Origin of the sequence: Streptomyces sp. NPDC097640, from assembly GCF_040302705.1 — a bacterium.
Taxonomy (GTDB): Bacteria; Actinomycetota; Actinomycetes; order Streptomycetales; family Streptomycetaceae; genus Streptomyces.
The window spans coordinates 23750-49983 of record NZ_JBEOSB010000007.1; the positions used below are offsets into that span (position 1 = coordinate 23750).

The 26234-nt window shown below is 72.5% G+C and carries 18 protein-coding genes; 5 read left to right on the forward strand and 13 right to left on the reverse strand.

Translation table 11 applies throughout. The features are described from left to right. Positions 1–20 precede the first annotated feature (20 nt). Positions 21–1439, reverse strand: coding sequence for a MocR-like pyridoxine biosynthesis transcription factor PdxR (gene pdxR / locus ABTY62_RS12455; protein WP_352129384.1), 1419 nt, complete (start codon positions 1437–1439; stop codon positions 21–23). A gap of 67 nt (positions 1440–1506) precedes the next feature. Here pdxR and ABTY62_RS12460 point away from each other — a divergent pair, with 67 nt between their 5' ends. Continuing rightward, the gene (locus ABTY62_RS12460; protein WP_352129385.1) at positions 1507–2115 is read left to right on the forward strand and encodes a TIGR03086 family metal-binding protein; all 609 of its coding nucleotides are present in this window, start codon (positions 1507–1509) and stop codon (positions 2113–2115) included. Positions 2116–2559: 444 nt separating this feature from the next. Here ABTY62_RS12460 and ABTY62_RS12465 read toward each other — a convergent pair whose 3' ends face one another. The 8 genes from ABTY62_RS12465 to ABTY62_RS12500 all read right to left on the reverse strand — a co-directional run bounded on the left by ABTY62_RS12465 (position 2560) and on the right by ABTY62_RS12500 (position 15028). Next, on the reverse strand, positions 2560–4059 hold the full coding sequence (locus ABTY62_RS12465) for an MFS transporter (protein WP_352129386.1): 1500 nt from the start codon (positions 4057–4059) through the stop codon (positions 2560–2562). A 102-nt stretch (positions 4060–4161) separates the two neighbouring features. After that, positions 4162–4884, reverse strand: coding sequence for a TetR/AcrR family transcriptional regulator (locus tag ABTY62_RS12470; protein WP_352129387.1), 723 nt, complete (start codon positions 4882–4884; stop codon positions 4162–4164). Between the two features lie 252 nt (positions 4885–5136). Continuing rightward, on the reverse strand, positions 5137–6741 hold the full coding sequence (serA, locus tag ABTY62_RS12475; RefSeq protein WP_352129388.1) for a phosphoglycerate dehydrogenase: 1605 nt from the start codon (positions 6739–6741) through the stop codon (positions 5137–5139). 245 nt (positions 6742–6986) lie between these two features. After that, positions 6987–7985, reverse strand: coding sequence for a ketol-acid reductoisomerase (gene ilvC / locus ABTY62_RS12480; RefSeq protein ID WP_352129389.1), 999 nt, complete (start codon positions 7983–7985; stop codon positions 6987–6989). A 124-nt stretch (positions 7986–8109) separates the two neighbouring features. Further along, the gene (gene ilvN, locus ABTY62_RS12485; RefSeq protein WP_311730729.1) at positions 8110–8637 is read right to left on the reverse strand and encodes an acetolactate synthase small subunit; all 528 of its coding nucleotides are present in this window, start codon (positions 8635–8637) and stop codon (positions 8110–8112) included. 35 nt (positions 8638–8672) lie between these two features. Continuing rightward, a complete protein-coding gene (locus tag ABTY62_RS12490; protein ID WP_352129390.1) occupies positions 8673–10529 on the reverse strand; it encodes an acetolactate synthase large subunit in 1857 nt (618 codons plus the stop codon). A gap of 214 nt (positions 10530–10743) precedes the next feature. Beyond that, entirely contained in the window at positions 10744–13728 is a 2985-nt protein-coding gene (locus tag ABTY62_RS12495; protein WP_352129391.1) for a putative bifunctional diguanylate cyclase/phosphodiesterase, read from the reverse strand. Between the two features lie 286 nt (positions 13729–14014). Further along, complete coding sequence (locus tag ABTY62_RS12500; protein WP_352129392.1) at positions 14015–15028, reverse strand: 2-hydroxyacid dehydrogenase; 1014 nt, start codon at positions 15026–15028, stop codon at positions 14015–14017. A 73-nt stretch (positions 15029–15101) separates the two neighbouring features. Here ABTY62_RS12500 and ABTY62_RS12505 point away from each other — a divergent pair, with 73 nt between their 5' ends. The 3 genes from ABTY62_RS12505 to ABTY62_RS12515 all read left to right on the forward strand — a co-directional run bounded on the left by ABTY62_RS12505 (position 15102) and on the right by ABTY62_RS12515 (position 17727). After that, positions 15102–16100, forward strand: coding sequence for an aldo/keto reductase (locus tag ABTY62_RS12505; RefSeq protein WP_352129393.1), 999 nt, complete (start codon positions 15102–15104; stop codon positions 16098–16100). 148 nt (positions 16101–16248) lie between these two features. Further along, positions 16249–17445 carry a PQQ-dependent sugar dehydrogenase gene (locus ABTY62_RS12510; protein ID WP_352129394.1) on the forward strand — a complete coding sequence of 399 codons (1197 nt, stop codon included), beginning with the start codon at positions 16249–16251 and terminating at the stop codon, positions 17443–17445. 96 nt (positions 17446–17541) lie between these two features. After that, on the forward strand, positions 17542–17727 hold the full coding sequence (locus ABTY62_RS12515; protein ID WP_311730735.1) for a DUF6191 domain-containing protein: 186 nt from the start codon (positions 17542–17544) through the stop codon (positions 17725–17727). Between the two features lie 306 nt (positions 17728–18033). On the opposite strand, the gene ABTY62_RS12520 is transcribed toward ABTY62_RS12515, so the two are convergent. The 3 genes from ABTY62_RS12520 to ABTY62_RS12530 all read right to left on the reverse strand — a co-directional run bounded on the left by ABTY62_RS12520 (position 18034) and on the right by ABTY62_RS12530 (position 22742). Next, complete coding sequence (locus tag ABTY62_RS12520; protein ID WP_352129395.1) at positions 18034–21111, reverse strand: helix-turn-helix transcriptional regulator; 3078 nt, start codon at positions 21109–21111, stop codon at positions 18034–18036. Between the two features lie 110 nt (positions 21112–21221). Then, positions 21222–21416: a hypothetical protein gene (locus ABTY62_RS12525; RefSeq protein ID WP_311730736.1), complete on the reverse strand. Its 195-nt coding sequence runs from the start codon at positions 21414–21416 to the stop codon at positions 21222–21224. A gap of 126 nt (positions 21417–21542) precedes the next feature. Continuing rightward, on the reverse strand, positions 21543–22742 hold the full coding sequence (locus tag ABTY62_RS12530) for an MFS transporter (RefSeq protein ID WP_352129396.1): 1200 nt from the start codon (positions 22740–22742) through the stop codon (positions 21543–21545). A gap of 108 nt (positions 22743–22850) precedes the next feature. On the opposite strand from ABTY62_RS12530, the gene ABTY62_RS12535 reads away from it, so the two are divergent. Further along, positions 22851–23828: an ArsR/SmtB family transcription factor gene (locus ABTY62_RS12535; RefSeq protein WP_352129626.1), complete on the forward strand. Its 978-nt coding sequence runs from the start codon at positions 22851–22853 to the stop codon at positions 23826–23828. 13 nt (positions 23829–23841) lie between these two features. On the opposite strand, the gene ABTY62_RS12540 is transcribed toward ABTY62_RS12535, so the two are convergent. Continuing rightward, positions 23842–26091, reverse strand: a complete 2250-nt coding sequence (locus ABTY62_RS12540) for an MMPL family transporter (RefSeq protein WP_352129397.1) — start codon at positions 26089–26091, stop codon at positions 23842–23844. Between the last annotated feature and the right edge of the window lie 143 nt (positions 26092–26234).

The window sequence follows — 26234 nt, forward strand, 5'->3', positions numbered from 1 at the left end:
CCGATCAGACGCCCGACCGATCAGACGCCCGACCGATCAGACAAAAGCCGCCGCAGCGCCGGACCGATGTCCGGCGCTGCGATCGCGCCGTAGCCGAAGACGAGACCCGGGCGTACGGAAGGGCTCATGGCGACCTCGGACAGGGTGTGGACCGCCACCCCCGAGGCGCGGGCCCGGCCCACCAGTTCGGCGAGGTCGCCCGTGGCGTAGGCGGTGACATGCAGACCGGCCGAGGACGGGACGACGTCGAGCCGATCCGGGAAGTCCTGGGCGAGCGCGGTCGTGATCCGCTGGTGCCGCGCCGCGTACTCCTGCCGCATCCGGCGGATGTGGCGGGCCAGCAGGCCGTCGTCGATGAACCGGGCCAGCGCCGCCTGAGTGGGCAGGGAGGTGCTCCAGTCGGTGACGTACTTCGCCGCGCGCAGCGCGTCCCGCAGCGGGGCCGGCGCGATCAGGAAGCCGAGCCTCAGCGAGGGCAGCATGACCTTCGAGAAGGAGCCCACGTAGATCACATGTCCGGCCCGGTCGACGCTCTGCAACGGGTCGATCGGCCGCCCGCCGAACCGGAACTCGCTGTCGTAGTCGTCCTCGATCACGACCGCGCCGTGTCGCTCGGCCCACTCGACGAGCGCCATCCGGCGCCGCAGCGACATCGGCATGCCCAGCGGGAACTGGTGGGAGGGCGTCACATAGACCACGCGCACCCCGTCCGGCAGGGCGTCGACGCACAGCCCCTCGGCGTCCACCGGGACCTCCACGACCGTGGCGCCCAGCGAGCGGAAGAGCATCCGGGCCGGCGGATAGCCGGGGTCCTCGACCGCGACGCCGTCGCCCGGCCCGACCATCACCCGGCAGATCAGGTCGAGGGCCTGCTGGATGCCGTTGGTCACCACCACATCGTCGGCGGACGCCCGCACCGCCCGGGAGAGGCCGATGTGGCGGGCGATCGCCGCACGCAGCCCGCCGTGGCCCGCCGGATGTCCGAGGCCCCGCGCGACCGAGGCCGACGGGCGCAGCTCGCGGGCCACCAGCCGCCGCCAGGTCTGATACGGGAACAGCCGGGCGTCCGGCAGCCCCACGCGCAGGTCGTACGCGACGGAGGCCGGCTCGTCGTCGGCCCGGGCCCGCCATAGCGACACCACGTCCCAGACGGGGCGCGGCCGCAGGACCGACGGGGTGCTCGCGGCGCCCGACGTCCGGCCGACCGCCCGTACGAACGTCCCCGCGCCGACCCGGCTCTCCAGATAGCCCTCGCTCGCCAGGCGGTCGTAGGCGACGCCGACCGTGTTGCGGGCCACCGCGAGACGCCGGGCCATCTCCCGGGTGGGCGGCAGGGCGTCGCCCGGTCGCAGCCGCCCGTCGAGGATGGCGGCACGGACCTGTCGATAGATCTGGCCGGACAGGTCGCGCTGCCCGTCCAGGCTGATGTGGACCTCCATATTGGCTCAATCGTATGAGGGTTTATTGGACCTGGTGTTGGTCCACTGCCATTTTTAGGCTCGGGCCATGGAAATTCAAAAGGCGGACGTCCAAGAGCTCGACCGCCGCGCGCTGACGCTCCTGGGCGAGGTCGTGGGCAGGATGAAAGACGATCAGCTGCCGCTCCCGACGCCGTGCCCGGACTGGACCCTGCACGGCCTGATCCGCCATCTCGTCAGCCAGAACGAGGGTTTCGCCGCCGCGGCGCGCGGCGCGGGCGGAACGCTCTCCGCCTGGCGCGAGGGCGACCTCGGCGGCGACCCTCGCGCCGCGTTCGAGGCGTCGGCTGCGCTGGTCGGCGAGGCGTTCGCGGAAGACGGCGTGCTCGACCGGCCGTTCGCCCTGCCGGAGGTGCGGGAGGGCGGGGGCTTCCCCGGTCGGGTCGCGATCGGCTTCCACTTCCTCGACTGCGTCGTCCACGCCTGGGATGTCGCGGTGACGATCGGCGCCCCGTGGGAGCCCGATGAGGAGCTGACCGCCGCCGCGCTGCGGATCGCCGAGAGGGTGCCGGAGGAGGGCCGCGGCCCCGGCGCCGCCTTCGACCGGCGCCTCCCGCACCCGGACGGCGCACCGCCGCCCCACCGGCTGCTCGGCCTGCTCGGCCGTACCCCGCGCGGGGCGGGCGGGCCATGCTGAGAACCGGCTGGCGCCCCGGGCCGGAGGCGGGCACGGACGGTCCGGTGCTGGTCAGCGTCACCGACTTCACCTTCGCCAGACGGCTGGACCTGCCCGGCATCGCCCGCGCGGCCGTCCGGCTGCGGCGCGGCTGGCCCGCGCTCGACGGGGCGGTCGGCCTGTGGCTGTGGACGGCGCCGCGGGCCCGGCGCTGCGGCGCGGTGTCCGTGTGGACCGGCGATCAGGCCCTGTACGGATTCGTGGGTCTGCCGGACCACGTCGCGATCATGCGCAAGTACCGTACGCGCGGCGAGACCAGGGTGACGACCTGGATGTCCCCCGCGTTCGACGAGGCCCGCGTCTGGCGGGACGCCTATCGCGTGCTCATGGGATCCGAAGACGCCGGAGCCGCCCCTGACGGGGGTAGGGGCGGCCCCGGCGCGGATCTCTCCACCCCGGACGGGGCTATCCCAGGTGCGCCGGGAGCGGCGCCACCTGCTCCGCGTCGGGCTGACGGCTCGGCCGCGGGGTGTTCATCAGCAGGCCCACCACGACCGCCGATACCGCGAGGATGACCGAGGACCAGACGAAGGCCTGGGAGAACCCCTCGACCAGGCCTTCCTTGGCCATCTGCGGGCTGACCTCACCGGCGCGGACCGCCGGGGCCAGGTAGTCGTCGGTGGCGCTGGTGGCGATCGTGTTGAGCATCGCCGTGCCGATCGAGCCGCCGATCTGCTGGGCGGTGTTGACGGTGGCGGAGGCGATGCCCGCGTCCTGGGGCTGGACGCCGTGGGTGGAGTAGTTCATCGACGGCGCCATCGTCAGGCCCATGCCGAAGCCGACGAGAAGTTCGGCGGGCAGGATGCCCGCCGCGTACGAGCTGCCGGGCTCCAGGGGGACCAGCAGCGCGACGCCGAGGGCGGCGATGAGCATGCCCGGGACCATGAGGACGCGGGGCGCCACCTTGGGGAGCAGCCGGGACCCGACGCCGGCGGCCGAGACCAGCACGGCCGCGGTCATCGGCAGAAAGGCCACGCCGCTGACCAGCGCCGAGTAGCCCTTGACGCGCTGCATGTAGTACGTGAGGAAGAGGAACATCGCGAACATGCCGACGACCGCCATCCCGACCGCGAGATAGGCGCTGCCGCGCGTACGGTCCGTGATCACCCGCAGGGGCAGCAGCGGGTGCGGGACGACGCGCTCGGTCAGGACGAACGCCGTCAGCAGGACCACCCCCAGGGTGAGCAGCCCGGTCACGGTCAGCGAGCCCCAGCCCTCGGACTCCGCCTCGCTGCACCCGTACACCAGCGCGACAAGACCGGACACGGCCAGCAGCACGCCGGGCACGTCGAAGCGGGCGCGCTCGCCCTTGGCGGGCTCGTCGGCGGGCAGGACGTACCAGCTGAAGACGGCGACGGCGGCGACGGGCACGTTCACATACAGGCACCAGCGCCAGTTCAGATACTCGGTCAGCAGCCCGCCGAGCACCAGCCCGATCGCGCCGCCACCCGCCGCGATGGCGCCGAAGGCGCCGAAGGCCTTGGCGCGCTCGCGCGGTTCGGTGAAGTTCACCGAGATCAGGGACAGCACCGTGGGGGCGAGCAGGGCGGCGAACACACCCTGGAGCGCGCGGGCGGCGAGGAGCATCCCGAACCCGGAGGCCGCGCCGCCGAGGGCGGAGGCCGCGGCGAAGCCGATCAGACCGATGAGGAAGGTGCGCCGGCGGCCGGTGTAGTCGGCGATCCGTCCGCCGAGGAGCAGCAGGCTGCCGAACGCCAGGGTGTAGGCGGTGACCACCCACTGCCGGTCGCCGTCGGAGATCCCGAGGTCCTGCTGGGCCGAGGGCAGGGCGATGTTCACGACGGTGATATCGAGGACGATCATCAGCTGGGCCAGGCCGATGAAGAGCAGTGCCAGCCAGCGCCGGGGGTTGACCGCGGGCTGCGTGTCGAGGGGCTGGGCCATAGCGGTGCCTTTCTGGGGCGAATATGGAGATTTCGGGCTTAGAGAGGCTTCCCCGGCAGGGTTTGCCCGGGCAGGGGGGTCCTCCGGAAGCGACTGGACGGGTCAGTCCGACCCGCCGCCCATCACCTGTCCTCTGAGCCGCTTGAACGCGGCGGAGTCCAGTGCCGGACCGGACAGCGGGGTGTTGGGCCGGGGGCTGCCGGCGGGGCGCAGGCCGTCGAGATATACGTCCAGATGGCGGTGCGCGAGCGCCTCGTCATCCGGGATGAGGCCGCCCGGCAGCGGGCGGGCCAGCCGGATGAGCAGCAGGGTTATGTCGCCGAAGACGACGTCGGAGCGGACCAGCCCGGCCTCGCGGGCCTGCCGGAGCAGCTCGTCCACGGGGTCGGCGGCGTCCTGGCTGACGGCGTCCACGAGCTCGTCGACCGTGACCCGGCCGAGGAGCGAGGGCACCACCGAGCCGATCTTGAGATCGAGGGCCGCGTGCATGAAGCGGCGCAGCGCGTCCAGCGGGTCGGACGCCTCCTCGGCCGCCCGGTGCGCGGTCTCGACCAGCGCGGTGAACACGTCTATCGCCACCGCGCGGATCAGATCGGCGCGCTCGGGAAACCGCCGGTAGAGCGTCGCGATGCCCACGCCGGCCCGGCGCGCGATCTCGTCGAGGGGTGCGTCGGGGCCCTGTTCTGCGAAGACCGAGCGGGCGGCGCACAGGATCTGCTCGCGGTTACGGCGGGCGTCGGCCCGCATCCGGGGCGGCCCGGACCGGTCGGCGGCGCCGGGCACTTCGGGGGCCTCGGCCGCGTCGGCGTCGGGGGTGGTGGACACGGCGGACCTCCCACGGGCAGCGCACATGGCGAGCTAGGTGGAGACTTTTTCTCCACTTAGCTGTTTTAGCGTAGCCGCTGAGCGCACGCCATTCAACACATGATGAAAAACTCCGGCGAGTCCCGAACACACCCACGGACGCCCCCGCGGACGCCCCCGCGGCCCCCGGGCACGACAAAGCCCGGCCCCCGCCGAAGCGGGGGCCGGGCCCTGTGCTGCTCTGTACGGTCGGGGACCGTCCTACGGTCTCGCTCAGTCGACCAGGTTGACCGAACGGGCCGACGTGGCGCCGATCTCCTCGGCGATCTCGGTGAGGACCGTCTGCGGGATCGTGTCGTCCACGGTCAGCGCCACCAGCGCCGCGCCGCCCGCCGCCGAACGCGAGACCTGCATACCGGCGATGTTGATGCCCGCCTCGCCGAGGATCCGGCCGAGCGTGCCGACCACGCCCGGGCGGTCGGTGTAGCGCAGGAAGGCCATGTGGTCGGCGAGCGCCAGGTCGACGTCGTACTCGCCGACCGCGACGATCTTCTGCTGGTGCTTGGGGCCGGCCAGGGTGCCGGAGATCGAGACCTCGTCGCCCCCGGAGAGGGTGCCGCGGACGGTCACCACATTGCGGTGCTCCGAGGACTCCGAGCTGGTGGTCAGACGCACCTCGACGCCGCGCTCCTGCGCGAACAGCGGGGCGTTCACATACGACACGGTCTCGTCGACGATGTCCTCGAACACGCCCTTGAGCGCGGAGAGCTCGAGCACCTTGACGTCGTGCTGGGTGATCTCGCCGTACACCTCGACGTCCAGCCGGACCGCGACCTCGCCCGCGAGCGCGGTGAAGATCCGCCCGAGCTTCTCGGCCAGCGGCAGCCCGGGGCGCACCTCCTCGGCGATGACGCCGCCCTGGACGTTCACCGCGTCCGGGACCAGCTCACCCGCAAGCGCCAGGCGCACCGAGCGGGCGACCGCGATGCCCGCCTTCTCCTGGGCCTCGCCGGTGGAGGCGCCCAGGTGCGGGGTGACGACCACGTTGTCGAACTCGAAGAGCGGGGAGTCCGTGCACGGCTCCTTGGAGAAGACGTCCAGGCCGGCGGCCGCGACCCGGCCCTCCTTGAGGGCCGCCGCCAGCGCCTCCTCGTCGACGATCCCGCCGCGCGCGGCGTTGACGATCCGGACCTCGGGCTTGACCTTGTGGAGCGCCTCTTCGCCGATCAGGCCGACGGTCTCGGGGGTCTTGGGGAGGTGGACCGTGATGAAGTCGGAGACCTCGAGCAGCTCGTCCATCGTCAGCAGCTTGACGCCCATCTGGGCGGCGCGCGCGGGCTGGACGTAGGGGTCGTACGCGACGATCTTCATGCCGAAGGCGGACATCCGCTGGGCGACCAGCACGCCGATGCGGCCGAGGCCGACAACGCCGAGGGTCTTCTCGCTCAGCTCCACGCCGGTGTACTTGCTGCGCTTCCACTCGCCGTTCTTCAGCGCCGCGTTCGCCTGCGGGATGTTGCGGGCGGTGGCGACCAGCAGACCACAGGCCAGCTCGGCGGCGGTGACGATGTTGGACGTCGGGGCGTTGACGACCATCACGCCGGCCTTGGTGGCGGCGGAGACGTCCACATTGTCGAGACCGACGCCCGCGCGGGCGACCACCTTGAGCTTCTTCGCCGCGGCGATGGCCTCGGCGTCGACCTTGGTGGCGCTGCGCACGAGGATCGCGTCCACGTCGGCGATGGCGGGCAGCAGCTCGGCCCGGTTCCCGCCGTTGCAGCTGCGGATCTCGAAGTCCGGGCCCAGGGCGTCCACCGTGGCGGGCGACAACTCTTCGGCGATGAGTACGACGGGTTTACCCGTGGAAGCAGTGCTCACGTGGTCTTCAGTCCTCACTAGTCCTATGCGGACGGCCGTCCCGACGGCCGCAGGCGTGAAGGGGGGCAGCCGCGTGAAAGACGCACGACGCTGTGAGCCCTGACGCGCTTGTTCCGTCAGTGTAGTGGCGCCCCGCGGCCGTTTTGCGCCATAGCGGCAGGATCACCCGCACGTGGTCTTGCATGATGGACAAGTCCGGGACCGGACCCGCGAGGTGCGGGCTCGCGGGTCCGGTCCCTGAGGACTCAGGCCTCGTCGTCGACCCAGCTCATCAGCTTGCGCAGCTCCTTGCCGGTGGTCTCCAGCAGGTGGTCGCCGTCGGCCTTCTTGTACTCGTTGTACTTCGGCAGACCCGCGTGGTACTCGTCCATCCAGTTCTTGGCGAAGGTGCCGTCCTGGATCTCGGCGAGGACCTTCTTCATCTCGGCCTTGGTCTGGTCGTTGATGATCCGCGGGCCGGTGACGTAGTCGCCCCACTCCGCGGTCTCGGAGATCGACCAGCGCATCTTCTCCAGGCCGCCCTCGTACATGAGGTCCACGATCAGCTTCAGCTCGTGGAGGCACTCGAAGTACGCGATCTCCGGCTGGTAGCCGGCCTCGACCAGGGTCTCGAATCCGGCCTTGACCAGCGCGGAGGTGCCACCGCACAGCACCGCCTGCTCGCCGAAGAGGTCGGTCTCGGTCTCCTCGGTGAAGGTGGTCTTGATGACGCCGGCGCGGGTGCCGCCGATGCCCTTGGCGTACGACAGGGCGAGCGCGAAGGCGTTGCCGGTGGCGTCCTGCTCGACGGCCGCGATACACGGCACGCCGCGGCCCTCCTCGTACTGGCGGCGGACCAGGTGGCCCGGGCCCTTGGGGGCGACCATGCAGACGTCCACGCCGGCCGGCGGCTGGATGAAGCCGAACCGGATGTTGAAGCCGTGGCCGAAGAACAGCGCGTCGCCGTCCTTCAGGTTGGCCTTCACCGACTCCTCGTAGACCTTGGCCTGGATCGGGTCCGGGACCAGGATCATGATCACGTCGGCCTCGGCGGCGGCCTCGGCCGGGGTGACGACGCGCAGCCCCTGCTCCTCGGCCTTGGCCTTGGACTTCGAGCCCTCGTGCAGGCCGACCCGGACGTCGACGCCCGAGTCGCGCAGCGACAGCGCGTGGGCGTGGCCCTGGCTGCCGTAGCCGAGGACCGCGACCTTGCGGCCCTGGATGATGGACAGGTCGGCGTCGTCGTCGTAGAACAGCTCGGCCACTTCGGGATTCTCCTAGCGTTTTCGGGTTGTGCGTCCCACCGTATGACGGGCGGGCGGATGAAGGTTGCGGGGTCTCGCCATACGGGCCCCGGGTCGGCCATGATCAGCCGCCCGGCGCCGCAGGTCAGGCGGTCCGGTCGAGCGCGCGCAGGCTCCGGTCGGTGATGGAGCGGGCGCCGCGCCCTATGGCGATGGTGCCGGACTGGACCAGTTCCTTGATGCCGTACGGTTCCAGCATCTTGAACATGGCCTCGAGCTTGTCGCTGCTGCCGGTGGCCTCGATGGTCACGGCCTCCGGGGAGACGTCCACGGTCTTGGCGCGGAACAGCTGGACGATCTCGACGATCTGGGAGCGGGTCTCGTTGTCGGCGCGGACCTTCACCAGGACGAGTTCCCGCTGGATCGCCTGGCTGCCCTCCAGCTCGACGATCTTCAGAACGTTGACCAGCTTGTTGAGCTGCTTGGTGACCTGCTCCAGCGGGAGCTCGTCGACATTGACCACGATGGTGATCCGGGAGATGTCGGGGTGCTCGGTGACGCCGACCGCGAGCGAGTCGATGTTGAAGCCGCGGCGGGAGAACAGCGCGGCGATCCGGGCCAGGATGCCGGGGGTGTTCTCCACCAGGACGGAGAGCGTGTGCTTGGTGGACATGGCCTGAAGTCTCTCTTCTCTCTGCTGTCCTGGCCTCAGTCGTCTTCGCCGTCGCCGAAGTCCGGGCGGACGCCGCGCGCCGCCTGGATCTCGTCGTTGGAGGTGCCGGCCGCGACCATCGGCCAGACCATGGCGTCCTCGTGGACGATGAAGTCCACGACCACCGGCCGGTCGTTGATCGAGTTGGCCTTCTCGATGACGGCGTCGAGGTCGGCCGGGTCCTCACAGCGGATCCCGATGCAGCCCATGGCCTCGGCGAGCTTGACGAAGTCGGGGACGCGGGTGCCGGCGCTGGTCTGGGCGGGGGCGTCCGGGCCCGAGTGCAGCACGGTGTTGGAGTAGCGCTGGTTGTAGAACAGCGTCTGCCACTGGCGGACCATGCCCAGCGCGCCGTTGTTGATGATCGCGACCTTGACCGGGATGTTGTTCAGCGCGCAGGTGACCAGCTCCTGGTTGGTCATCTGGAAGCAGCCGTCGCCGTCGATCGCCCAGACCGTACGGTCCGGGGCGCCGGCCTTGGCGCCCATAGCGGCGGGGACCGCGTAGCCCATGGTCCCGGCGCCGCCGGAGTTCAGCCAGGTCGCCGGCTGCTCGTAGTCGATGAAGTGGGCGGCCCACATCTGGTGCTGGCCGACGCCCGCGGCGAAGATCGTGTCCTCCGGCGCCAGCTGGCCGATCCGCTGGATGACCTGCTGCGGGGACAGGCTGCCGTCGGCGGGCTGCTCGTACCCCAGCGGGTAGGTCTCCCGCCACCGGTTCAGGTCCTCCCACCAGCCGGAGTAGTCGCCGGTGTGGCCCGCGTCGTGCTCGGCCTGGACAGCGACGACCAGGTCCGCGATGACCTCGCGGGCGTCACCGACGATCGGCACGTCGGCGGCGCGGTTCTTGCCGATCTCGGCCGGGTCGACATCGGCGTGGACCACCTTGGCGTTCGGGGCGAAGGTGTCGAGCTTGCCGGTGACGCGGTCGTCGAAGCGCGCGCCCAGGGTGATGAGCAGGTCGGCCTTCTGGAGGGCGGTGACGGCCGCGACGGTGCCGTGCATACCCGGCATGCCCAGGTGCTGGCGGTGGGTGTCGGGGAAGGCGCCCAGCGCCATGAGGGTGGTGGTGACGGGCGCGCCGGTCAGCTCGGCCAGCACCTTCAGCTCGGCGGTGGCCTGGGCCTTGATGACGCCGCCGCCCACGTACAGCACCGGGCGCTCGGCCTGGGTGATCAGACGGGCGGCCTCGCGGATCTGCTTGGCGTGCGGCTTGGTGACCGGGCGGTAGCCGGGCAGATCGGTGTGCGGCGGCCAGGAGAAGGTGGTCTGCGCCTGGAGCAGGTCCTTGGGGATGTCGACCAGGACCGGGCCGGGGCGGCCGGTGGAGGCGATGTGGAACGCCTCGGCGATCGCCCGGGGGATGTCCTCGGCCTTGGTGACCAGGAAGTTGTGCTTGGTGATCGGCATGGTGATGCCGCAGATGTCCGCCTCCTGGAAGGCGTCCGTACCGATGGCCTTGGAGGCGACCTGGCCGGTGATCGCGACGATGGGGACCGAGTCCATGTGCGCGTCGGCGATGGGGGTGACCAGGTTGGTGGCGCCGGGACCCGAGGTGGCCATACAGACGCCGACCTTGCCGGTGGCCTGTGCGTAGCCGGTGGCGGCGTGGCCCGCACCCTGCTCGTGACGGACGAGCACATGGCGGACCTTGGTGGAGTCCATCATCGGGTCGTAGGCGGGGAGGATCGTGCCGCCGGGGATACCGAAGACGGTGTCGGCACCGACCTCTTCGAGCGAGCGGATGAGGGACTGCGCGCCCGTGACGTGCTCGACGGGGGCGGGGTGGGAACCGCCGTTTCGGGGCCGCGGCTGGGGATGGTGGGCCCCGGTGGCCTGCTCGGTCATCGGCATTCTCTTCTCGGATGAGGGTCTGTGCGGGGAGTGGGAGAGCGGTACGACTTGTGCCAGTGCAACAAAAAACCCCTCGTGCCGTGAGGCAAGCGAGGGGAGCGCGCCGGAGAGGTCCGCAGGGCTTTCGGGGTGGCCCTGCTCAGCCGACGCGCTGTCCAAGTACGAGAATTCGGGTGCGCATGGCTCCGACCCTCCCCCCGGCGCATATCGGGTGTCAAGTGGGTGGGACGGGCGTCTCAGTATTTGAGCGGGACGGAGGGTGGCTGTGGGACTCCGCCCGCCGCGGCCCGTGACCCGCGCCATGCCCGGCGGCGTGTCCCGCCGGGTGCCCGGCCCCATGGAGCGCGACATGGCCCAGGTGCCGCACCGGCAGCGCGCCGCCGACCAGCACGGGGCTGTCCGCGCGCGACACAGGGTACGAGCCGCGGTTCAGGGCGCGGCGCAGCCGGTGCTCGTCCAGCGGCCCGGAGAAGGCCGCCCCCTGGGCATGGGAGCACCCCATGGCCCGCAGGGCGACGATCTGCTCGGGCAGGTCGACCCCCTCCGCGAGGGACTGCATGCCCAGGTCTCCGGCGATCCGCAGCAGCCCTGATGTGATCTTGTGCAGCCGGGAGGACTCGACGACGCCCTCCACCAGCCCCCGGTCCAGCTTGAGCACATCGATGGGGAGTCTGCGCAGCGCCCGGATCGCGGCATAGCCGCTGCCGAAGCCGTCGAGGGCGATGCGCACCCCCAGCCGCCGCAGCGCGCTCAGCCGGTGCTCCAGCTCGTCCAGCGGCACCCGGGGGTCGCTGTCGGTCAGCTCCAGGATCAGCGCGCCGGAGGGCAGGCCGTGCCGGGCCAGCAGGGCCTCGACGCTCTTCGGCGGCATCGACCTGTCCACCAGGCGGCTCGCCGGGAGCCGTACGCACACCGGGACCGGGAATCCGTCACGGCGGCGCTCCGCGGCCTGCTCGACGGCCGCCTCCAGCGTCCAGCGGGCCAGCTCGGCGGTGCGGGCCGCGTCCTCGCCGCCGCGGCCGCCGCGCGCGGTGTCGTGCCCGCTGTCGGCGACCCGCAGGAACTCGGCCGGGGTGAACAGGATGCCCTGGGCGGAGCGCCAGCGGGGCTGGGCGGCGACGGCGGTGATCCGGCCGCCGGCGAGCTCGACGACGGGCTGGTTCAGCAGCACGAACTCGCCGTCGTTGAGCGCGGTCCGCAGCCGGGTGGCGAACTCGGCGCGGCGCGTCACATCGGCCTGCATCTGCGGCGCGTACAGCTCGACCCGGTTCTTGCCCGCGGCCTTGGCGCGGTACATCGCCAGGTCGGCGTTGCGCATCAGCTCTCCGGGGCTGGTGCCGGGCTCGGCGAAGGCGACGCCGATGCTGGCGGCCACCCGGACCTCGGTGCCGCCCACGACCTGGTAGGGCTGGGAGAGCCGGGCGCGCAGCCGGTCGGCGATCTCCAGGATGCGGCACTCGCGGGCGTCGGTGTCCCGGTCGCCGTCGCCGAGGATCAGCGCGGCGAACTCGTCGCCCCCGAGCCGGGCCGCGCAGTCGCCGGACCCGGACCGCACGGACTCCTGGAGCCGGCGGGCTGCCTGGACCAGCAGTTCGTCGCCCGCCTGGTGGCCGACGGTGTCGTTGACCGCCTTGAAGCCGTCGAGGTCGATGAAGAGCACGGCGGTGCCCGCGTCCGTACGGCGCCGCCCGGCGAGCGCGTGGCTGACCCGCTTGGTGAACAGGGAGCGGTTGGGCAGGTCGGTGAGCGGGTCGTGCTCGGCGCTGTGCTGGAGCTGGGCCTGGAGCCGCACCCGCTCGGTGACGTCCCGGCTGTTGAAGATGAGGCCGCCGTGGTGACGGTTGATCGTCGACTCCACGTTGAGCCAGTCGCCGGAGCCGGAGCGGAAGCGGCACTCGATGCGGGTGGTGGGCTCCTCCCCCGGCGAGGCGGCCAGGAAGCGCCGGACCTCATGGACGACCGAGCCCAGGTCCTCGGGGTGGATGAGGGAGGCCAGCTCGGAGCCGACCAGATCGTCGGCTTCGCGCCCGTAGACCCCGGTGGCGGCCGGGCTCACATAGCGCAGGATCCCGGTGGGCGCGGCGATCATGATGACGTCGCTGGAGCTCTGCACCAGGGAGCGGAAGTGGTTCTCCTTCTCCGCCAGCTCCTGGGTGAGCGAGATGTTGTCGAGCAGCATGATGGCCTGGCGGACGACGAGGGCGAGCACGACCGCGCAGGCGGTGAAGAGCATCACCCCGTCGATCGGCCGGCCGTCCATCACGTTGTAGAGGATCCCCAGGGTGCAGACGGCGGCGGCGAGATACGGCGCCAGGGCGGCGAGGGAGCCCGCGCTGGCGCGGCTGGGCTGCGCGGGGCGCGCGGGGCGGCGGACCGCGGTGGGCGGGGCCTGAGCGGCTTCGCGCCGGGCCACCCAGGGGGCGTACGCGAGCAGTATGGAGCCCGCGAACCACCCGGCGTCAAGGATCTGTCCGGAGCGGTAGTGCTCGCGCAGCAGCGGCGAGGTGAACAGCGCGTCGCACAGCACGGTCAGGGCGAAGGCGGCGATCGCGGTGTTGATCGCGGAGCGGTTGGTCGAGGAGCGCCGGAAGTGGACCGCGACGACCATGCTGACCAACACGATGTCCAGCAGCGGATAGGCGAGCGAGAAGGCCCTGCGCGCCACGGACTCGCCGCCCCCGCCGAACTGGGCGGTGTGCGCGAGCGCCAGGCTCCAGGACAGGGTCAGCAGCGAACCGGCGATCAGCCAGGCGTCCAGCGCCAGGCAGATCCAGCCGGCGCGGGTCACCGGGCGCTTGGCGAGCACCAGCATGCCGACGATCGCGGGCGGGGCGAAGAGCAGGAAGCAGAAGTCGGCGGGCGAGGGGCTGGGGACGGGGCGGCCGAGCACCACCTCGTACCAGCCCCAGACGCCGTTGCCCAGCGCGGCCATGAACGAGGACGCCGCGAACAGCAGCCAGGCGGGGCGCAGCCGCCCGGAGCGCGTACGGCCGTACCACAGGCAGGAGACGGAGGCGGCCAGGGCGGCGGCGCTGAGCCCGAAGTCGCCCATGAACACGGCCAGTCCGGACGAGCCCCAGCCGAGCACGGCGCCCGCCGCGTATCCGCCGCACACCAGGGCGAGCATGACCTGAGGCAGCAGCCCCGCCCCGCCGCCGGACACCGCCGGCCGGGCGAGCACCGCTCCGGTGGCGCTCACCGGACGGCCTTCGAGTGCCGCGCGAGGGCGCGGGAAGCTAGCTGTCGACGCCTGAGTCGCGTCGGGTCGTCGGTCCATTGGCTCCACCGGCCATGCATCGCCCGTCGCCCCCCTTGAGTTCCGGTCCATCGCTGACGCCATTCGGTCAGTGGCGCCAGCCCCCGCTCGGGACGATACACCAGACCCGTCACTCAGGGACATAGGTCATCTACACACCGTAACCGACAACGGCGTTGTTTATACGGAGTGCAGTCATACCGTGTCTGTATGTGGTGCCACGGGCAGTTCATCCGGTCGTTGTGACGATATGACTCAGCGGTTCTCCGGCCGCGAAACGGCGCAGCTGGTCACGCAGCAGCCGCTTCGCGCGGGGCAGGAAGGCCGACGAAGGACCCCCCACGTGCGGGGTGATGAGCACTCCTGGAGCGTGCCACAGCGGATGCCCGGCGGGCAGCGGTTCGGGGTCGGTCACATCCAGCGCGGCCCGCAGCCGGCCCTTCTCCAACTCGGCGAGCAGCGCCTCGGTGTCCACCACCGGACCGCGCGCGACGTTCACCAGCAGCGCGCCGTCCTTCATCCGGGCCAGGAAGTCTGCCCCGGCCAGGCCGCGGGTGGCAGGGGTGAGGGGCGTGACGAGCACCACCACATCGGCGTCCGGAAGCAGTCGGGGCAAGTCGTCGATCGGGTGCACCGGACCGCGCTCGGTCGTGCGCGGGGAGCGCGCGACGCGAAGGACCCGCTCGCACTCGAACGGCACAAGCCGGTCCTCGATCGCGGCGCCGATCGACCCGTAGCCGACGATCAGCACGGACTTGTCGGCGAGCGCGGGACGGAAGCCCTGGCTCCACCGCCCGGCGTCCTGCTCGCGCACAAAGCCGGGGATGCCGCGCAGCGAGGCGAGGATGAGAGTCAGGGCCAGCTCCGCGGTGCTCGCGTCGTGCACCCCGCGCGCATTGCACAGCCGCACGCCGGGCGGCAGGTCCGCGATGACCGACTGCACATGGTCTATGCCGGCGGTGAGGGTCTGCACGACGCTCAGATTGGTCATGGCGGGCAGCGGCCGCACACCCTCTTTGTTCTTCATGTACGGCAGGCAGTAGAACGAGCAGCGGGCGGGGTCGGTGGGGTAGTCGGACTCGCCGTCCCAGTAGGCGTATTCCAGGCCGTCGGGCAGCCCGTCGATCTCGTCCGCGGGGTAGGGCAGCCACGCGAGGGGGCGCGAGTCGTCGGGCACCGCGTTGCCGGGGAGCGGGTTGCCGGGGACCGGGTTGTCGGGGTTGTCGCTGTGATCTGCGCTCATGCCTGGAGGCTATGCGATCACCGGGCGCACGCAGACGTTAGTTTGGTGCGGGAAACGGGAGGGGTCTGGCCAGGTGGAGCGCAGGAGAATCGGGGCGGCGACGCTCGAGGTGGGCGCGATAGGCCTCGGGTGCATGCCCATGAGCTGGGCGTACACCGCTTCGCAGCGGAGCGGTGAGGACTCGCTGCGCGCCATGCACGCCGCGCTCGACGCGGGCGCGAGCCTGCTGGACACCGCCGACATGTACGGGCCGTTCACGAATGAGCGGCTGGTGGGGCGGGTGCTCAAGGAGCGGCGCCGGGACGCCTTCGTGTCCACCAAGTGCGGGCTGCTGGTGGGCGAGACGCACATCGTGGCCAACGGCCGCCCCGGCTATGTGAAGCGGGCCTGCGACGCCTCGCTGCGCCGGCTCCAGACCGACGTCATCGACCTCTACCAGCTGCACCGGGCCGACCCGGAGGTGCCGATAGAGGAGACCTGGGGCGCGATGGCGGAGCTGGTCGCGGCCGGAAAGGTGCGGGCGCTGGGGCTGTGCGCGCTGGGGGTGCGGGCACAGCGGCGGGCCGGGGGCGGGATGCACGACGCCACGGTGCGGCAGCTGGAGCGGGTGCAGCAGGTCTTCCCGGTCAGCTGTGTGCAGGCGGAGCTGTCGGTCTGGTCGCCGGAGGCGCTGGAGGCGCTGGTGCCGTGGTGCGCCTCGCGGGGGGTCGGTTTCCTGGCCGCGATGCCACTGGGGAACGGCTTCCTGAGCGGGACGCTGACGCCGGGGCAGGGCTTCGAGCCGGACGATGTACGGGCCAGACATCCGCGCTTCACGGCGGAGATGATGGCGGCGAACCAGCCGATCGTGGTTGGGCTGCGCCGGGTGGCGCGGCGGCACGGGGAGTCGGTCACGGCGGCGCAGGTCGCGCTGGCGTGGCTGCTGGGGCAGGGGCGGCATGTGGTGCCGGTGCCGGGGACCAAGCGGGAGCGGTGGGCGACGGAGAACTGCGGCGCCGCCGGACTCCGGCTGACGGACGCGGACTTCGCGGAGATAGCGGCGCTGCCACCGGCCCAGGGGTCATGGGACTAGGGGTCGGGAGGCTCGGGTTCGGGGCCTCGGGCTCTTGGGGGCCGGGCTTGTGTGCGGGGGTTTCCGCGGTGGGAACCGGCGGCGGGGCTGCGGTGTATAAGAATCAGTGCCGTGCCGAGGCACATGTGCCCACGGAGAGGAACCGAAGGTGCGACGTCCTGGTGTGATCCCTGTGCTCGCCTCCGCTGCCGCGCTGCTGCTCGCGGCGGGCTGCTCGTCCGGTGACGGACAGGGCCCCTTCAACCGCCGCCCGAGCACGCCCGGCCCCGAGAAATCCGGGTCCGACGGCGATTCCCCGCCCAAGGGGGGTCCTTCCTCCTCCCCCTCGTCCTCCGCCCCGGCAGCCCCGGCCAAGGGCTCGGTGAAGGTGGACCGCACGCTCACCACCAAGCTGGACTCTCCGTGGGGGATCGCCCCGCTGCCCGACGGAAGTCTGCTGGTCTCCTCCCGGGACACCGGCAAGGTCTTCAAGGTCGACGCGGACAGCGGTAAGAAGACGGAGGTGGGCTCGGTCGCGGGTGTCTCCCCTGGCGGGGAGGGCGGTCTGCTGGGCCTGGCGATCTCCCCCGACTACGGCTCGAACCCGATGGTGTACGCGTACTTCACCACCGCCTCGGACAACCGCATCGCCCGCATGTCGTACGACGCCAAGCGCCCCACCGGCTCCCAGCTCGGCGCCCCGGACACGGTCTTCAAGGGCATCCCCAAGGGCGCGATTCACAACGGCGGGCGGATCGCCTTCGGCCCCGACAAGATGCTCTATGTGGGCACGGGCGACAGCGGGGACCGAAGTCTCGCCCAGGACCAGGAGTCGCTCGGCGGCAAGATCCTGCGGATGACCCCGGAGGGCGAGCCCGCCCATGGCAACCCCGAGGCCGACTCGGTGGTCTATTCCTACGGCCATCGCAATGTCCAGGGTCTGGCCTGGGACACGGACAAGCGGCTGTGGGCCTCCGAGTTCGGGCAGGACACCTGGGACGAGCTCAACCAGATCGAGCCCGGCAAGAACTACGGCTGGCCGGATGCCGAGGGCAAGGCCGGCAAGGAGGGGTTCGTCGACCCGGTCGAGCAGTGGAAGCCGGAGGACGCCTCGCCGAGCGGCATCGCCTACGCCAAGGGCTCGATCTGGATGGCGGGGCTGCGCGGGGAGCGGCTGTGGCGCATCCCCCTGGACGGCACCCGCTCGGCGGGGAAGCCTCAGTCGTTCCTCGACGGGAAGTACGGGCGGCTGCGGACGGTGGTGGCCACGGACGACGGCGGGCTGTGGGTGACGACGAGCAATACGGACGGGCGCAAGAAGCCGGGCGCGGAGGACGACCGGATCCTGCGGCTGGAGATCTCCTGACGGGAGGCCCTCGTGGCGGGCGGATCCCCTGGTGGGAAGGGTCTCCGATACGCCAGGGGAGATCACCGGGGCAGCGCCTAGACTGGCAGAAGTCGCTTGCCCCTGGGGGTCACCGTGTTCAACATCATCGAGGAACTGTTCTCGCCGGGCCGAAAGCACACCGAGGAAGAGCGCAACCGCCTGGAGTTGACCGTGGACGACGTGGGCGATGGCGACAAGCCGTGGCGGGGGCCGATCGACCTGGACTCCGGCCGGGTGGTCGTCCGCCCCCGCGAGGGCTGAACACGCCAGGGCTGAACACGCGGCCTGGGCTCCGCCGGGCTGAACCACCCGCCCGCCGATCGCAAGCCGCCGCGCGGGCACCGAGTCCCGCGCGGTCCGAAGACCGCCGTGCGGGCCGAACCGCTCAGGGGTCTCCGGCGGATCTTTCCCTTACCCGCACCTTCCCAGCTCCGGCCGGGCCCGCCGAAACGCGGCCCCGCGGAAACGCGGCCCCGCCGTGTGGCCGCCGCATGCATCGGGATCCGCCGGACACGCCCCGCCCGGGCGCCCGGCAGCGGGGGGCGGGGCGGCCTGCGGCCCGTCGGCTCAGCGCGCCGCGGCCTCGTCCACCAGACCGTCCACCAGCCGCAGCCGGTGTGCCACCGCCGCCGCCTCGCCGCGGCCCGACACCTCCAGCTTGGCCAGGATGTTGGACACATGCACACTCGCCGTCTTCGGCGAGATGAACAGCTCCTCGGCGATCTGACGGTTGCTGCGCCCCAGGGCCACCAGCCGCAGCACATCGCGCTCCCGGGGGGTGAGCCCGAGGGCCGCGGCGGGGTCGGCGGGCTCGGCGGCGGGGTCCGCGGGGGAGGCCGCGGGAAGGGCGGCGATCGGGGTGGTCGCGGCGGCCGCCGGGCCGGATGCCAGCGGCAGCCGGGCGCGGCGGGCCAGCAGCTCGATGCCCTCGCGCAGCGGGCGCGCCGCCAGCCGGAGCGCTGTGGCGTGGGCCGCCGCCAGGGGCTCCGCGACCCGCTCGCGGGCGGCGCCGGAGGCCAGCAGCGCCTCCGCCCAGCGGAAGCGGGCCCGGGCCAGGGGGTCCGGGCGGTCCAGCCGCTGGAAGGCGGCCACCGCCTCCGCCCAGCGGTCGGCGTCGTCGTGCCCCTCGGCGCGCGCCAGTTCGGCGTCCACCAGCAGGCCGTAGGCCCGCCACACCGGCACCGGCTGCGCCACCTGCTTGGCCGTCGCCCGGATCCGGGCCAGGGCCTCGGCCCGGCCCGGCTCGGCGGCGGGCAGCCCCCGGGCGTCCGCCTCGGCCGCGGCGGCGGCAGCCAGCAGCGGCCAGGTGTAGCGCTGCATGCCGACGCGGAGGCTGTCCCCCAAGGTCTGGCCGAGAAGCTCGCGAACCTCCAGGATCCCGCCGCGGGCCGCCGCGAGTTCGAGGGAGAAGTGGGTCAGCGGAATGGAGAACTGCGGCTCGGGGATGAGGTTCTTCTGCTCCCGGGCCACCGACAGCTCGCGCTCCGCGGTGTCCCAGTCGCCCCGGGCCAGCGCCAGCCGGGCGAAGCGGTTCAGCGCGATACGGCCCGTCTTGTTGCCGATCGCCATGCGCCGGGTGGTGGCCGCGGCCTCTTCCGCCTCGGCCCAGCGGCCCAGCGACAGCAGCGACTCGGCCATGTTCCCGAACACCCACGCCAGGGAGTCCGGCAGCCCGAAGCGGTCCAGTATCCGCACGCCCTTCTCGGCGACCTCGACCGCCTCGGCCGACCGGCCGAGCCCCTCGAGCCCGGAGACCAGATTGATGAAGCAGCGCCCCACGATGCTCACATCGCCCATCTCGATGGCGGCCTCGCAGACCTCCCGCATCTCGGCGAGGCCGCCCTCCACGTCCCCCGACTCGGCCTTGAAATAGCCCAGCGTCAGCCGGGCGTGCAGCTCGGTGCTCCGGGCGCCGACCAGCCGGGCCAGCTCCACGGCCCGCTCGGCCACCGCGAAGCCGTCCGGCCCGTGCTTGCGGACCATGCTCCAGCTCGCCGCCTCCGCCAGCACATCGGCGTGCACGGCGGACGGCGGCAGTCCGCGCACCAGCTCCTGGGCCCGGCCGAGCTCGGCCCAGCCGTCGCCCCGCCCCAAGGACCCCACCAGCTTGGATTTCTGGGTCCAGAACCACGCGGCCCGCAGCGGGTCCTCGCTCTCGTCCAGACCGCGCAGCGCCCGCTTGGTGACGGTCAGCGCCCGCTCCCGCTGCCCTGACCTGAGCGCGGCCACCACCACCTCGGCCAGCAGGTCCAGATGGCGCAGCGCCGTGTCGTCACAGCCGCACGCGGGATACGCCTCGGCGTAGTCGAGGGGGCGCTGCTCCTCGCGGATCCCCTCGGGGACGTCTTCCCACAGCTCCATGGCGCGCTCCAGCAGCCGCAGCTGCTCGGCGTGCGCATACCGCCGACGGGCCTCGACGGAGGCCCGCAACACGGCGGGCAGGGCCTTGGCCGGGTCGTGTGCGTGGTACCAGTAGCTGGCCAGGCGGGCCGCGCGCTCATCGGCACGCACCAGCGCGGGCTCGTCCTCCAGCGTCTCGGCGTAACGCCGGTTGATGCGGGAGCGCTCGCCCGGCAGCAGATCGTCGGCCACGGCCTCGCGGACGAGGGCGTGGCGGAAGCGGTAGCCGCTGTCGTCGCCCGTGGGCCGCAGGATGTTGGCGCCGACGGCGGCGCGCAGCGCGTCGATCAGGTCGTCCTCGCCGAGCCCGGCGACCGCGCGCAGCAGTTCGTACTCCACGGTGGAGCCGCCCTCGGCGAGGAAGCGCACCACTCGCTGGGCCTCCTCGGGCAGCGCCTCGACCCGCACCAGCAGCAGATCGCGCAGCGATTCGCTGAGGCCCGTCGCGCAGCCCTCGCTGATGCTGCGGGCGATCTCCTCGACGAAGAAGGCGTTTCCGTCGCTGCGCTCGAAGATGCGGTCGACCAGCGCCCGGTCGGGCCGGGCTCCGTGGATCCCGGCTATCTGGGCGCGCACTTCGGAGCGGTTGAAGCGGGGCAGCTCGATACGGCGCACCGCCCGCATCCGGTCGATCTCGGCGAGGAAGGGGCGCAGCGGGTGGCGGCGGTGGATGTCGTCGGAGCGGTAGGTGGCGACGACGAGCAGCCGGGCGCCGATCAGGGAACGGAAGAGATAGCCGAGCAGCTCGCGGGTGGAGCGGTCGGCCCAGTGCAGGTCCTCGATCACGACGACCAGCGTCCGGTCGGTGGCCAGCCGCTCCAGCAGCCGGACGGTGAGCTCGAAGAGCCGGGCGCGGCTGTCCTCGTCACGCGACTCGCGGGCGGTCTCGCCCAGCTCGGGCAGCAGCCGGGCCAGCTCGCCCTCCTGCCCGGCGGCGGCCCGGTCGAGCTCGTCCCCCAGCTTGCGGCGCAGCGCGCGCAGCACGGTGGACACGGGGGCGAACGGCAGGCCGTCGACCCCGATCTCCACACAGCCGCCGACCGCGGCGGCGGCCCCGGCGGCCGTGGCCCCGGTCAGGAACTCGTCCACGAGCCGGCTCTTGCCGACCCCCGCCTCTCCTCCGACGAGCACCACCTGCGGCTCGCCCCCGGCGGCGCAGGCGAGCGCGTCGGTGAGAACGGCGAGTTCCTGGGCGCGGCCGACGAACACCGGGCTGACTGACGTGTGCTGCACGCCGTCGAGCATCGCACAGGGGTCCGACAGCCGGGGGGCTAGGGACCGGCCCCGGGCGGCACCCTGGGCGATGCCGGGGACCGGCACGGTGCGCGGTACGGGCAGCACGGCGCGGCCCGGTCTCAGGCCACGGTGCCGTATGCGCGTGGCGTACGGCGGCCGCCGCCCCGCCGGTTCACGGCCTTCACCCGCCCTTCGGGTTCCTCGACACCGGACCGGCCGCCGCCCTCGCGCCGCGCCTGGCGGGCCACCCGGTACTCGGCGGCCTCGCGCAGCGCCTCGGCCTGGCGGATCTTGTACAGCTCGTGGTGGAACATCGTGTTCTCCTCGGTGGTCTGTCACGGATCCCCGCCGTGACGGGGTTCCCAACGTGCCTCCACTCTCGTCCGCAAGGGGGGTCCGCCACATCGGGAGAGTGCCTGATCTCCGCCCGCGCCGGGGCCTTAGACCTCCTGAGCCCCACCCGGCACCGGGTCCTTAGGACGGCTCAGGGGCCTTAGGCCCGGGGCCAGGGCCAGGGTGACCGTGACGGAGGCCGCTGCCATGAGGGCCATCGCGGTCGAGGGTGAGGTGTACTGGGCGACGGCGCCCGCGAGGGCCGCCCCGACGCCCTGCATGGTGAGCATGCCCGAGGAGTGCAGCCCGAGCGCGTGCCCGCTCAGCTCGTCGGGCGTCAGGGCCATCAGCCGCTCCTGGAGCAGCAGGCTCGCCGCGAAGCCGACCGACGCGAGGGCGACCGCGGCCGCCGCGAGCGGCAGCGGCGGGTGCAGGGCGAAGACCAGGTACGGGGCGGCGAGCAGCAGCCGCAGCGGGGCGCCCAGCCGCTCGCGCCACCACGGCGGTACGAACCGGCCGGTCAGGGTGTCGCCGACGAGCATGCCGAGGGCCGCGCAGGCCAGCAGCAGCCCGGCGTGCCCGGGAGCGTAAGGGACGAAGAGGGATTCGCAGCCGACGATCAGCCCGTTGGGCACCCACAGCGCGAGATAGACGTAGCGGCGTGGCACCGAGGACCACAGCCGGGCGTTGTCGCGCCAGGTCGCGGCGATCGACGGCCGCCCGGTGGCGCGCGGCGGCCGCCGGCCGAGCCCGAAGCGGGCGACGGCCGCGGCGGCGAGGTAGAGGGCGGCGGCGGTGAGCAGGGTGCCGCGCGGCGACAGGGCGGTTACCAGGACGCCACCGACCGCGAAGCCGCAGATCTGGGTGGTGCCTGCCGACATGTTGAGCACGGAGCGGCCGAGCAGATAGCCCTCCCGCGCCAGGATCTCGTTGAGCAGCCCGGAACGCACCCCGCCGCCCAGCGAGGCGGTCGCCCCGAGAGCGAGGAGGACCGCGAAGAGGGCCGCCGTCGGCAGGCCGGGGACGGCCTGGACGGCGGTGCCGAGGGCGAAGAGCAGCGACAGACCGCAGAGCGCGGCGCGCGGCGGCAGCCGGTCGGCGGCCGACAGCAGCAGCGTCGCGCCGACCACCTGGGCCAGGTTGGGGCCGAACATGCTGAGGGCGGACAGCAGCGGTGAGCCGGTCGCCGCGTAGACCAGCGTGCCCAGGGCCAGTCCGCTCACCGTCGAACCGGCCACCTGCAGCGTGCTGGTGAGGAAGAGCGGTGTGAACTCCGGTGCGGCGAAGAGCTCTCGGTAGGTGCGCATGGCCCTAAGGCTCAGCGGTCCCCGCCCGGGGCCGTTACAGTTTCGCGCGCACGCGAAACGATGACGCGAAGCGACGGGGCGAAACGACGGGGCGGGCTGGGCAAAACCATGGGCTGGTGGCTGGTCAACGCGGACACGCTCGCCGGGAGCCGGTTCGTCGTCTCACCGCTCGCCGAGGCCGTCGCGGGCCTGATCTCCCTGGAGCGGGGCGTGGCCGGGCACCCGGGCGAGCGCGCCTGGCTCGACGCCCATCTGCCCGCCTACCGGGCCCGGCTGGCCGGCGATCCGCTCACCGCGCTGACCGTACGGGCCGCCCTGGGGCACCGCTGGCTCGCGGACTTCCTCACCCCCACACCCACCGGCGAGGGTGAGCCGGGCTTCGAGGAGGAGTTGGCGCGGATACGCGAGACCCTGCCCGAGACCGCCCGCGCCAATCTGGCCGTATCGCTGCGCGGTCCGCTCCCCGACCCGCTACGCCACTCCGCCGATCTCGCGGAGCGCTGCGCCGATGTCCTGGAGTGGGTGTGGACCGAGACGGTGCTGCCCACCTGGCCCCGGCGCCGGCGGATCATCGAGGCGGATGTGGTGGCGCGTACGGCGCGGCTGAGCCAGGGCGGCTGGGCGGCCGTGCTGAACGCCATGCGGCCGGGGATGCGGTGGCTCGGGGAGAGCCGGCTACAGATCAACGCGCACGACTACCCGCCGCGGGAGATCTCTGGGGCGCAACTGCTGTTCGTCCCGGTGACCCTGTCCCAGGGCTGGGCCTCTTGGGAAGCTCCGCACCGTTACGCGCTGATCTATCCCTGTTCTGGCGTGCTGGCCGAGGCGGACCGGGCCTCGGTGCCCGAGTCACTGGGCAAGCTGCTCGGCCCGGCCAGGGCGGCCGTCCTCGTCCTGCTGGACACCCCGAAGAGCACCACCCAGCTCGTCGCGCTGACCGGCCAGGGGCTGGGCTCGGTGGGCCGCCACCTCAAGGTTCTGCTGGACGCCGGCCTGGTGCGGCGGCGGCGCGCCGGGCGGTCCGTGCTCTACTACCGGACGGCCGCGGGCGAGGTGCTGGTGACGGCGCGGGAGACCGGCGAGTAACCCGAAGTCCCCCTCAGCGCACGCTTGCCCGCACGGCCCCCGCGGCTTCTTCCTCCTCGGGTACGCGCTGTCCCGGCAGCAGGGACGGTCCGTCCGCCGCGCGTTCGCCCGGCCCCTCGATGCTGATCCTCGGCAGCCAGCGGTCCAGCCGGCGCGGCAGCCACCAGTTGGCCCCGCCCAGCAGATGCATGGCGGCGGGCACCAGGAGCGTACGGAGGACGAAGGCGTCCAGGGCGACGGCGGCGGCCAGGCCGATGCCGAACATCGCGATGATGCGGTCGCCGCTGAGCACGAAGGCCGAGAAGACGGCGATCATGATGACGGCGGCGGAGTTGATGACCCGGCTGGTCTCGGCGAGCCCGACCCGCACCGCGACCCGGTTGTCCCGGGTCTGCCGCCACTCCTCGTACATCCGGCTGACCAGGAAGACCTGATAGTCCATGGACAGCCCGAAGAGCACCGACACCATGATCACCGGCAGGAACGGCTCGATCGGGCCGGCCCGGCCGAGCCCCAGCAGCTCGCTCCCCCACCCCCACTGGAAGATGGCGACGACGACCCCGAAGGACGCGGCGACGGCGACCACGTTCATCACGGCCGCCTTGACCGGAATGCCGATGCTGCGGAACGCGAGCAGCAGCAGGACACTGCCGAGGCCCACGACCACCCCCACGAACAGCGGCAGCTTTCCGACGATCACCATCGCGAAGTCGTCGTAGCCCGCGGTCAGCCCGCCGACGTACACCCGGAGCGAGGTGGCCTCGGCGGCCCTGGGCAGCACCTCGTGGCGCAGCCGGGACACCAGCTCGGAGGTGGCGCGCGACTGCGGGGCGGTCTCGGGGACGACCGTGATCACGGCCGTGTCGCCGCTGGTGCTCAGCTCGGCCCGGCTCGCCGAGGCGACGCCCTCGGTGGTGCGCAGGGTCTCGGGGAGCTTGTCGAACGCGAGCCGGTCGGCGGCGCCGTCGATCCGGCCGACGAGCGTCAGCGGGCCGTTGAAGCCGGGCCCGAACCCCTCGGCGAGGAGGTCGTAGGCCTTCCGGGTCGTCGAGGAGGCCGGGTCGTTGCCCTGGTCGGAGGTGCCCAGCCGGAGCGAGAGCGTGGGCAGCGCGAGGACCAGCATCAGCACGGCCGCGATGGCGCCGAGCAGCTTCGGGCGCCGCTCGACCAGGGCCGACCAGCGGGCCGCGAACCCTCCGCGCGCCTTGGTCCGCGGCCCGCGCTCGGCCAGCCGGCGCCGCTCGCGCCGGCTCAGGGCCCGGGTGCCGATCACCCCGAGCAGCGCGGGCAGCAGGGTGACCGACGCGGCGACGGTGAGCAGGACGGTCAGCGCCGCCGCGACCGCGACCCCGTTCAGAAAGCTCAGCCGCAGCACCAGCATGCCCAGCAGCGCCACACAGACGGTCGCCCCGGCGAAGATCACCGCGCGTCCCGAGGTGGCCACCGCGCGCCGGGCGGCCTCGTCGACCGGCAGCCCCGCCTTCAGCCCCTGGCGGTGCCGGGTGACGATGAACAGCGCGTAGTCGATGCCGACGCCGAGCCCGATCAGCGTGCCGAGCATGGGCGCGAAGTCGGCGACGGTCATGGCGTGGCCGAGCAGCCCGACGCCCGCGTACGCGGTGCCCACGCCGACCACCGCGGTGGCGATCGGCAGGAACGCCGCCGCGAGCGAGCCGAAGGCCAGGAAGAGGACGACGGCGGCCACGGCGACCCCGATGACCTCGCTGAGGTGGGCGGAGCCCATCCCTTGGGCCGCGCCGATGCCCGCGCCGCCCATCTCCACCTCGAGCCCGTCGGCCGCCGCGGCGCGGGCGGTGTCGACCACTTCGCGCACCTGAGCCTCGCCGAGTTCGGAGGCGGGCTTGTCGAAAGCGACTGTGGCGTAGGCGGTGTGCCCGTCGGCGCTGATCCGGGCCGCGTCCACAGCGCTGTCGCCGTACGGCCCGGTGACGGAGACGACTCCCGGCATCTTCTCGACCCGGTCCAGCGCCGCCGCCATGCGCTGCCGCACGTCCACCGCGCGCACCGTGCCCGCGTCGCGCGCCGTGTGCCAGACGATGGTGTCGCTGTCCCCGGCCTGCCCCGGGAACTCCCGCTCCATCAGCTCGGATACCCGCGCCGAGTCCGTCCCCGGGATGCCGTAGTCGTTCGAGTACGCGGACCCCGTGACCGCGGCCGCCACCGACACCCCCGCGAAAGCGGCCAGCCACAGCGCGATGACGACGAGGCGGCGCCTGAGGCACCACCGGGCGAGTGCGGCCATGGCCTGCTTTCCGGGTAACGCGCCGAACTCGCCGGGCCCGGAGGGAGACCGGCCGGACCCGTGGCGGCTAACGCACTGATGAACATGTGAAGGAACGCCGCACGTCCTGAAGCTGGACCGGCGGCGAACTCCCCCTGCACTCT

Coding starts and splice junctions, on each gene's coding strand:
- ABTY62_RS12525 (WP_311730736.1), bottom strand. CDS start 21,416: ATGTTCCACCACGAGCTGTACAAGATCCGCCAGGCCGAGGCGCTGCGC.
- ABTY62_RS12460 (WP_352129385.1), top strand. CDS start 1,507: ATGGAAATTCAAAAGGCGGACGTCCAAGAGCTCGACCGCCGCGCGCTG.
- ABTY62_RS12530 (WP_352129396.1), bottom strand. CDS start 22,742: ATGCGCACCTACCGAGAGCTCTTCGCCGCACCGGAGTTCACACCGCTC.
- pdxR (WP_352129384.1), bottom strand. CDS start 1,439: ATGGAGGTCCACATCAGCCTGGACGGGCAGCGCGACCTGTCCGGCCAG.
- ABTY62_RS12465 (WP_352129386.1), bottom strand. CDS start 4,059: ATGGCCCAGCCCCTCGACACGCAGCCCGCGGTCAACCCCCGGCGCTGG.
- ABTY62_RS12490 (WP_352129390.1), bottom strand. CDS start 10,529: ATGCCGATGACCGAGCAGGCCACCGGGGCCCACCATCCCCAGCCGCGG.
- ilvN (WP_311730729.1), bottom strand. CDS start 8,637: ATGTCCACCAAGCACACGCTCTCCGTCCTGGTGGAGAACACCCCCGGC.
- ABTY62_RS12535 (WP_352129626.1), top strand. CDS start 22,851: ATGGGCTGGTGGCTGGTCAACGCGGACACGCTCGCCGGGAGCCGGTTC.
- ABTY62_RS12500 (WP_352129392.1), bottom strand. CDS start 15,028: ATGAGCGCAGATCACAGCGACAACCCCGACAACCCGGTCCCCGGCAAC.
- ABTY62_RS12520 (WP_352129395.1), bottom strand. CDS start 21,111: ATGCTCGACGGCGTGCAGCACACGTCAGTCAGCCCGGTGTTCGTCGGC.
- ABTY62_RS12540 (WP_352129397.1), bottom strand. CDS start 26,091: ATGGCCGCACTCGCCCGGTGGTGCCTCAGGCGCCGCCTCGTCGTCATC.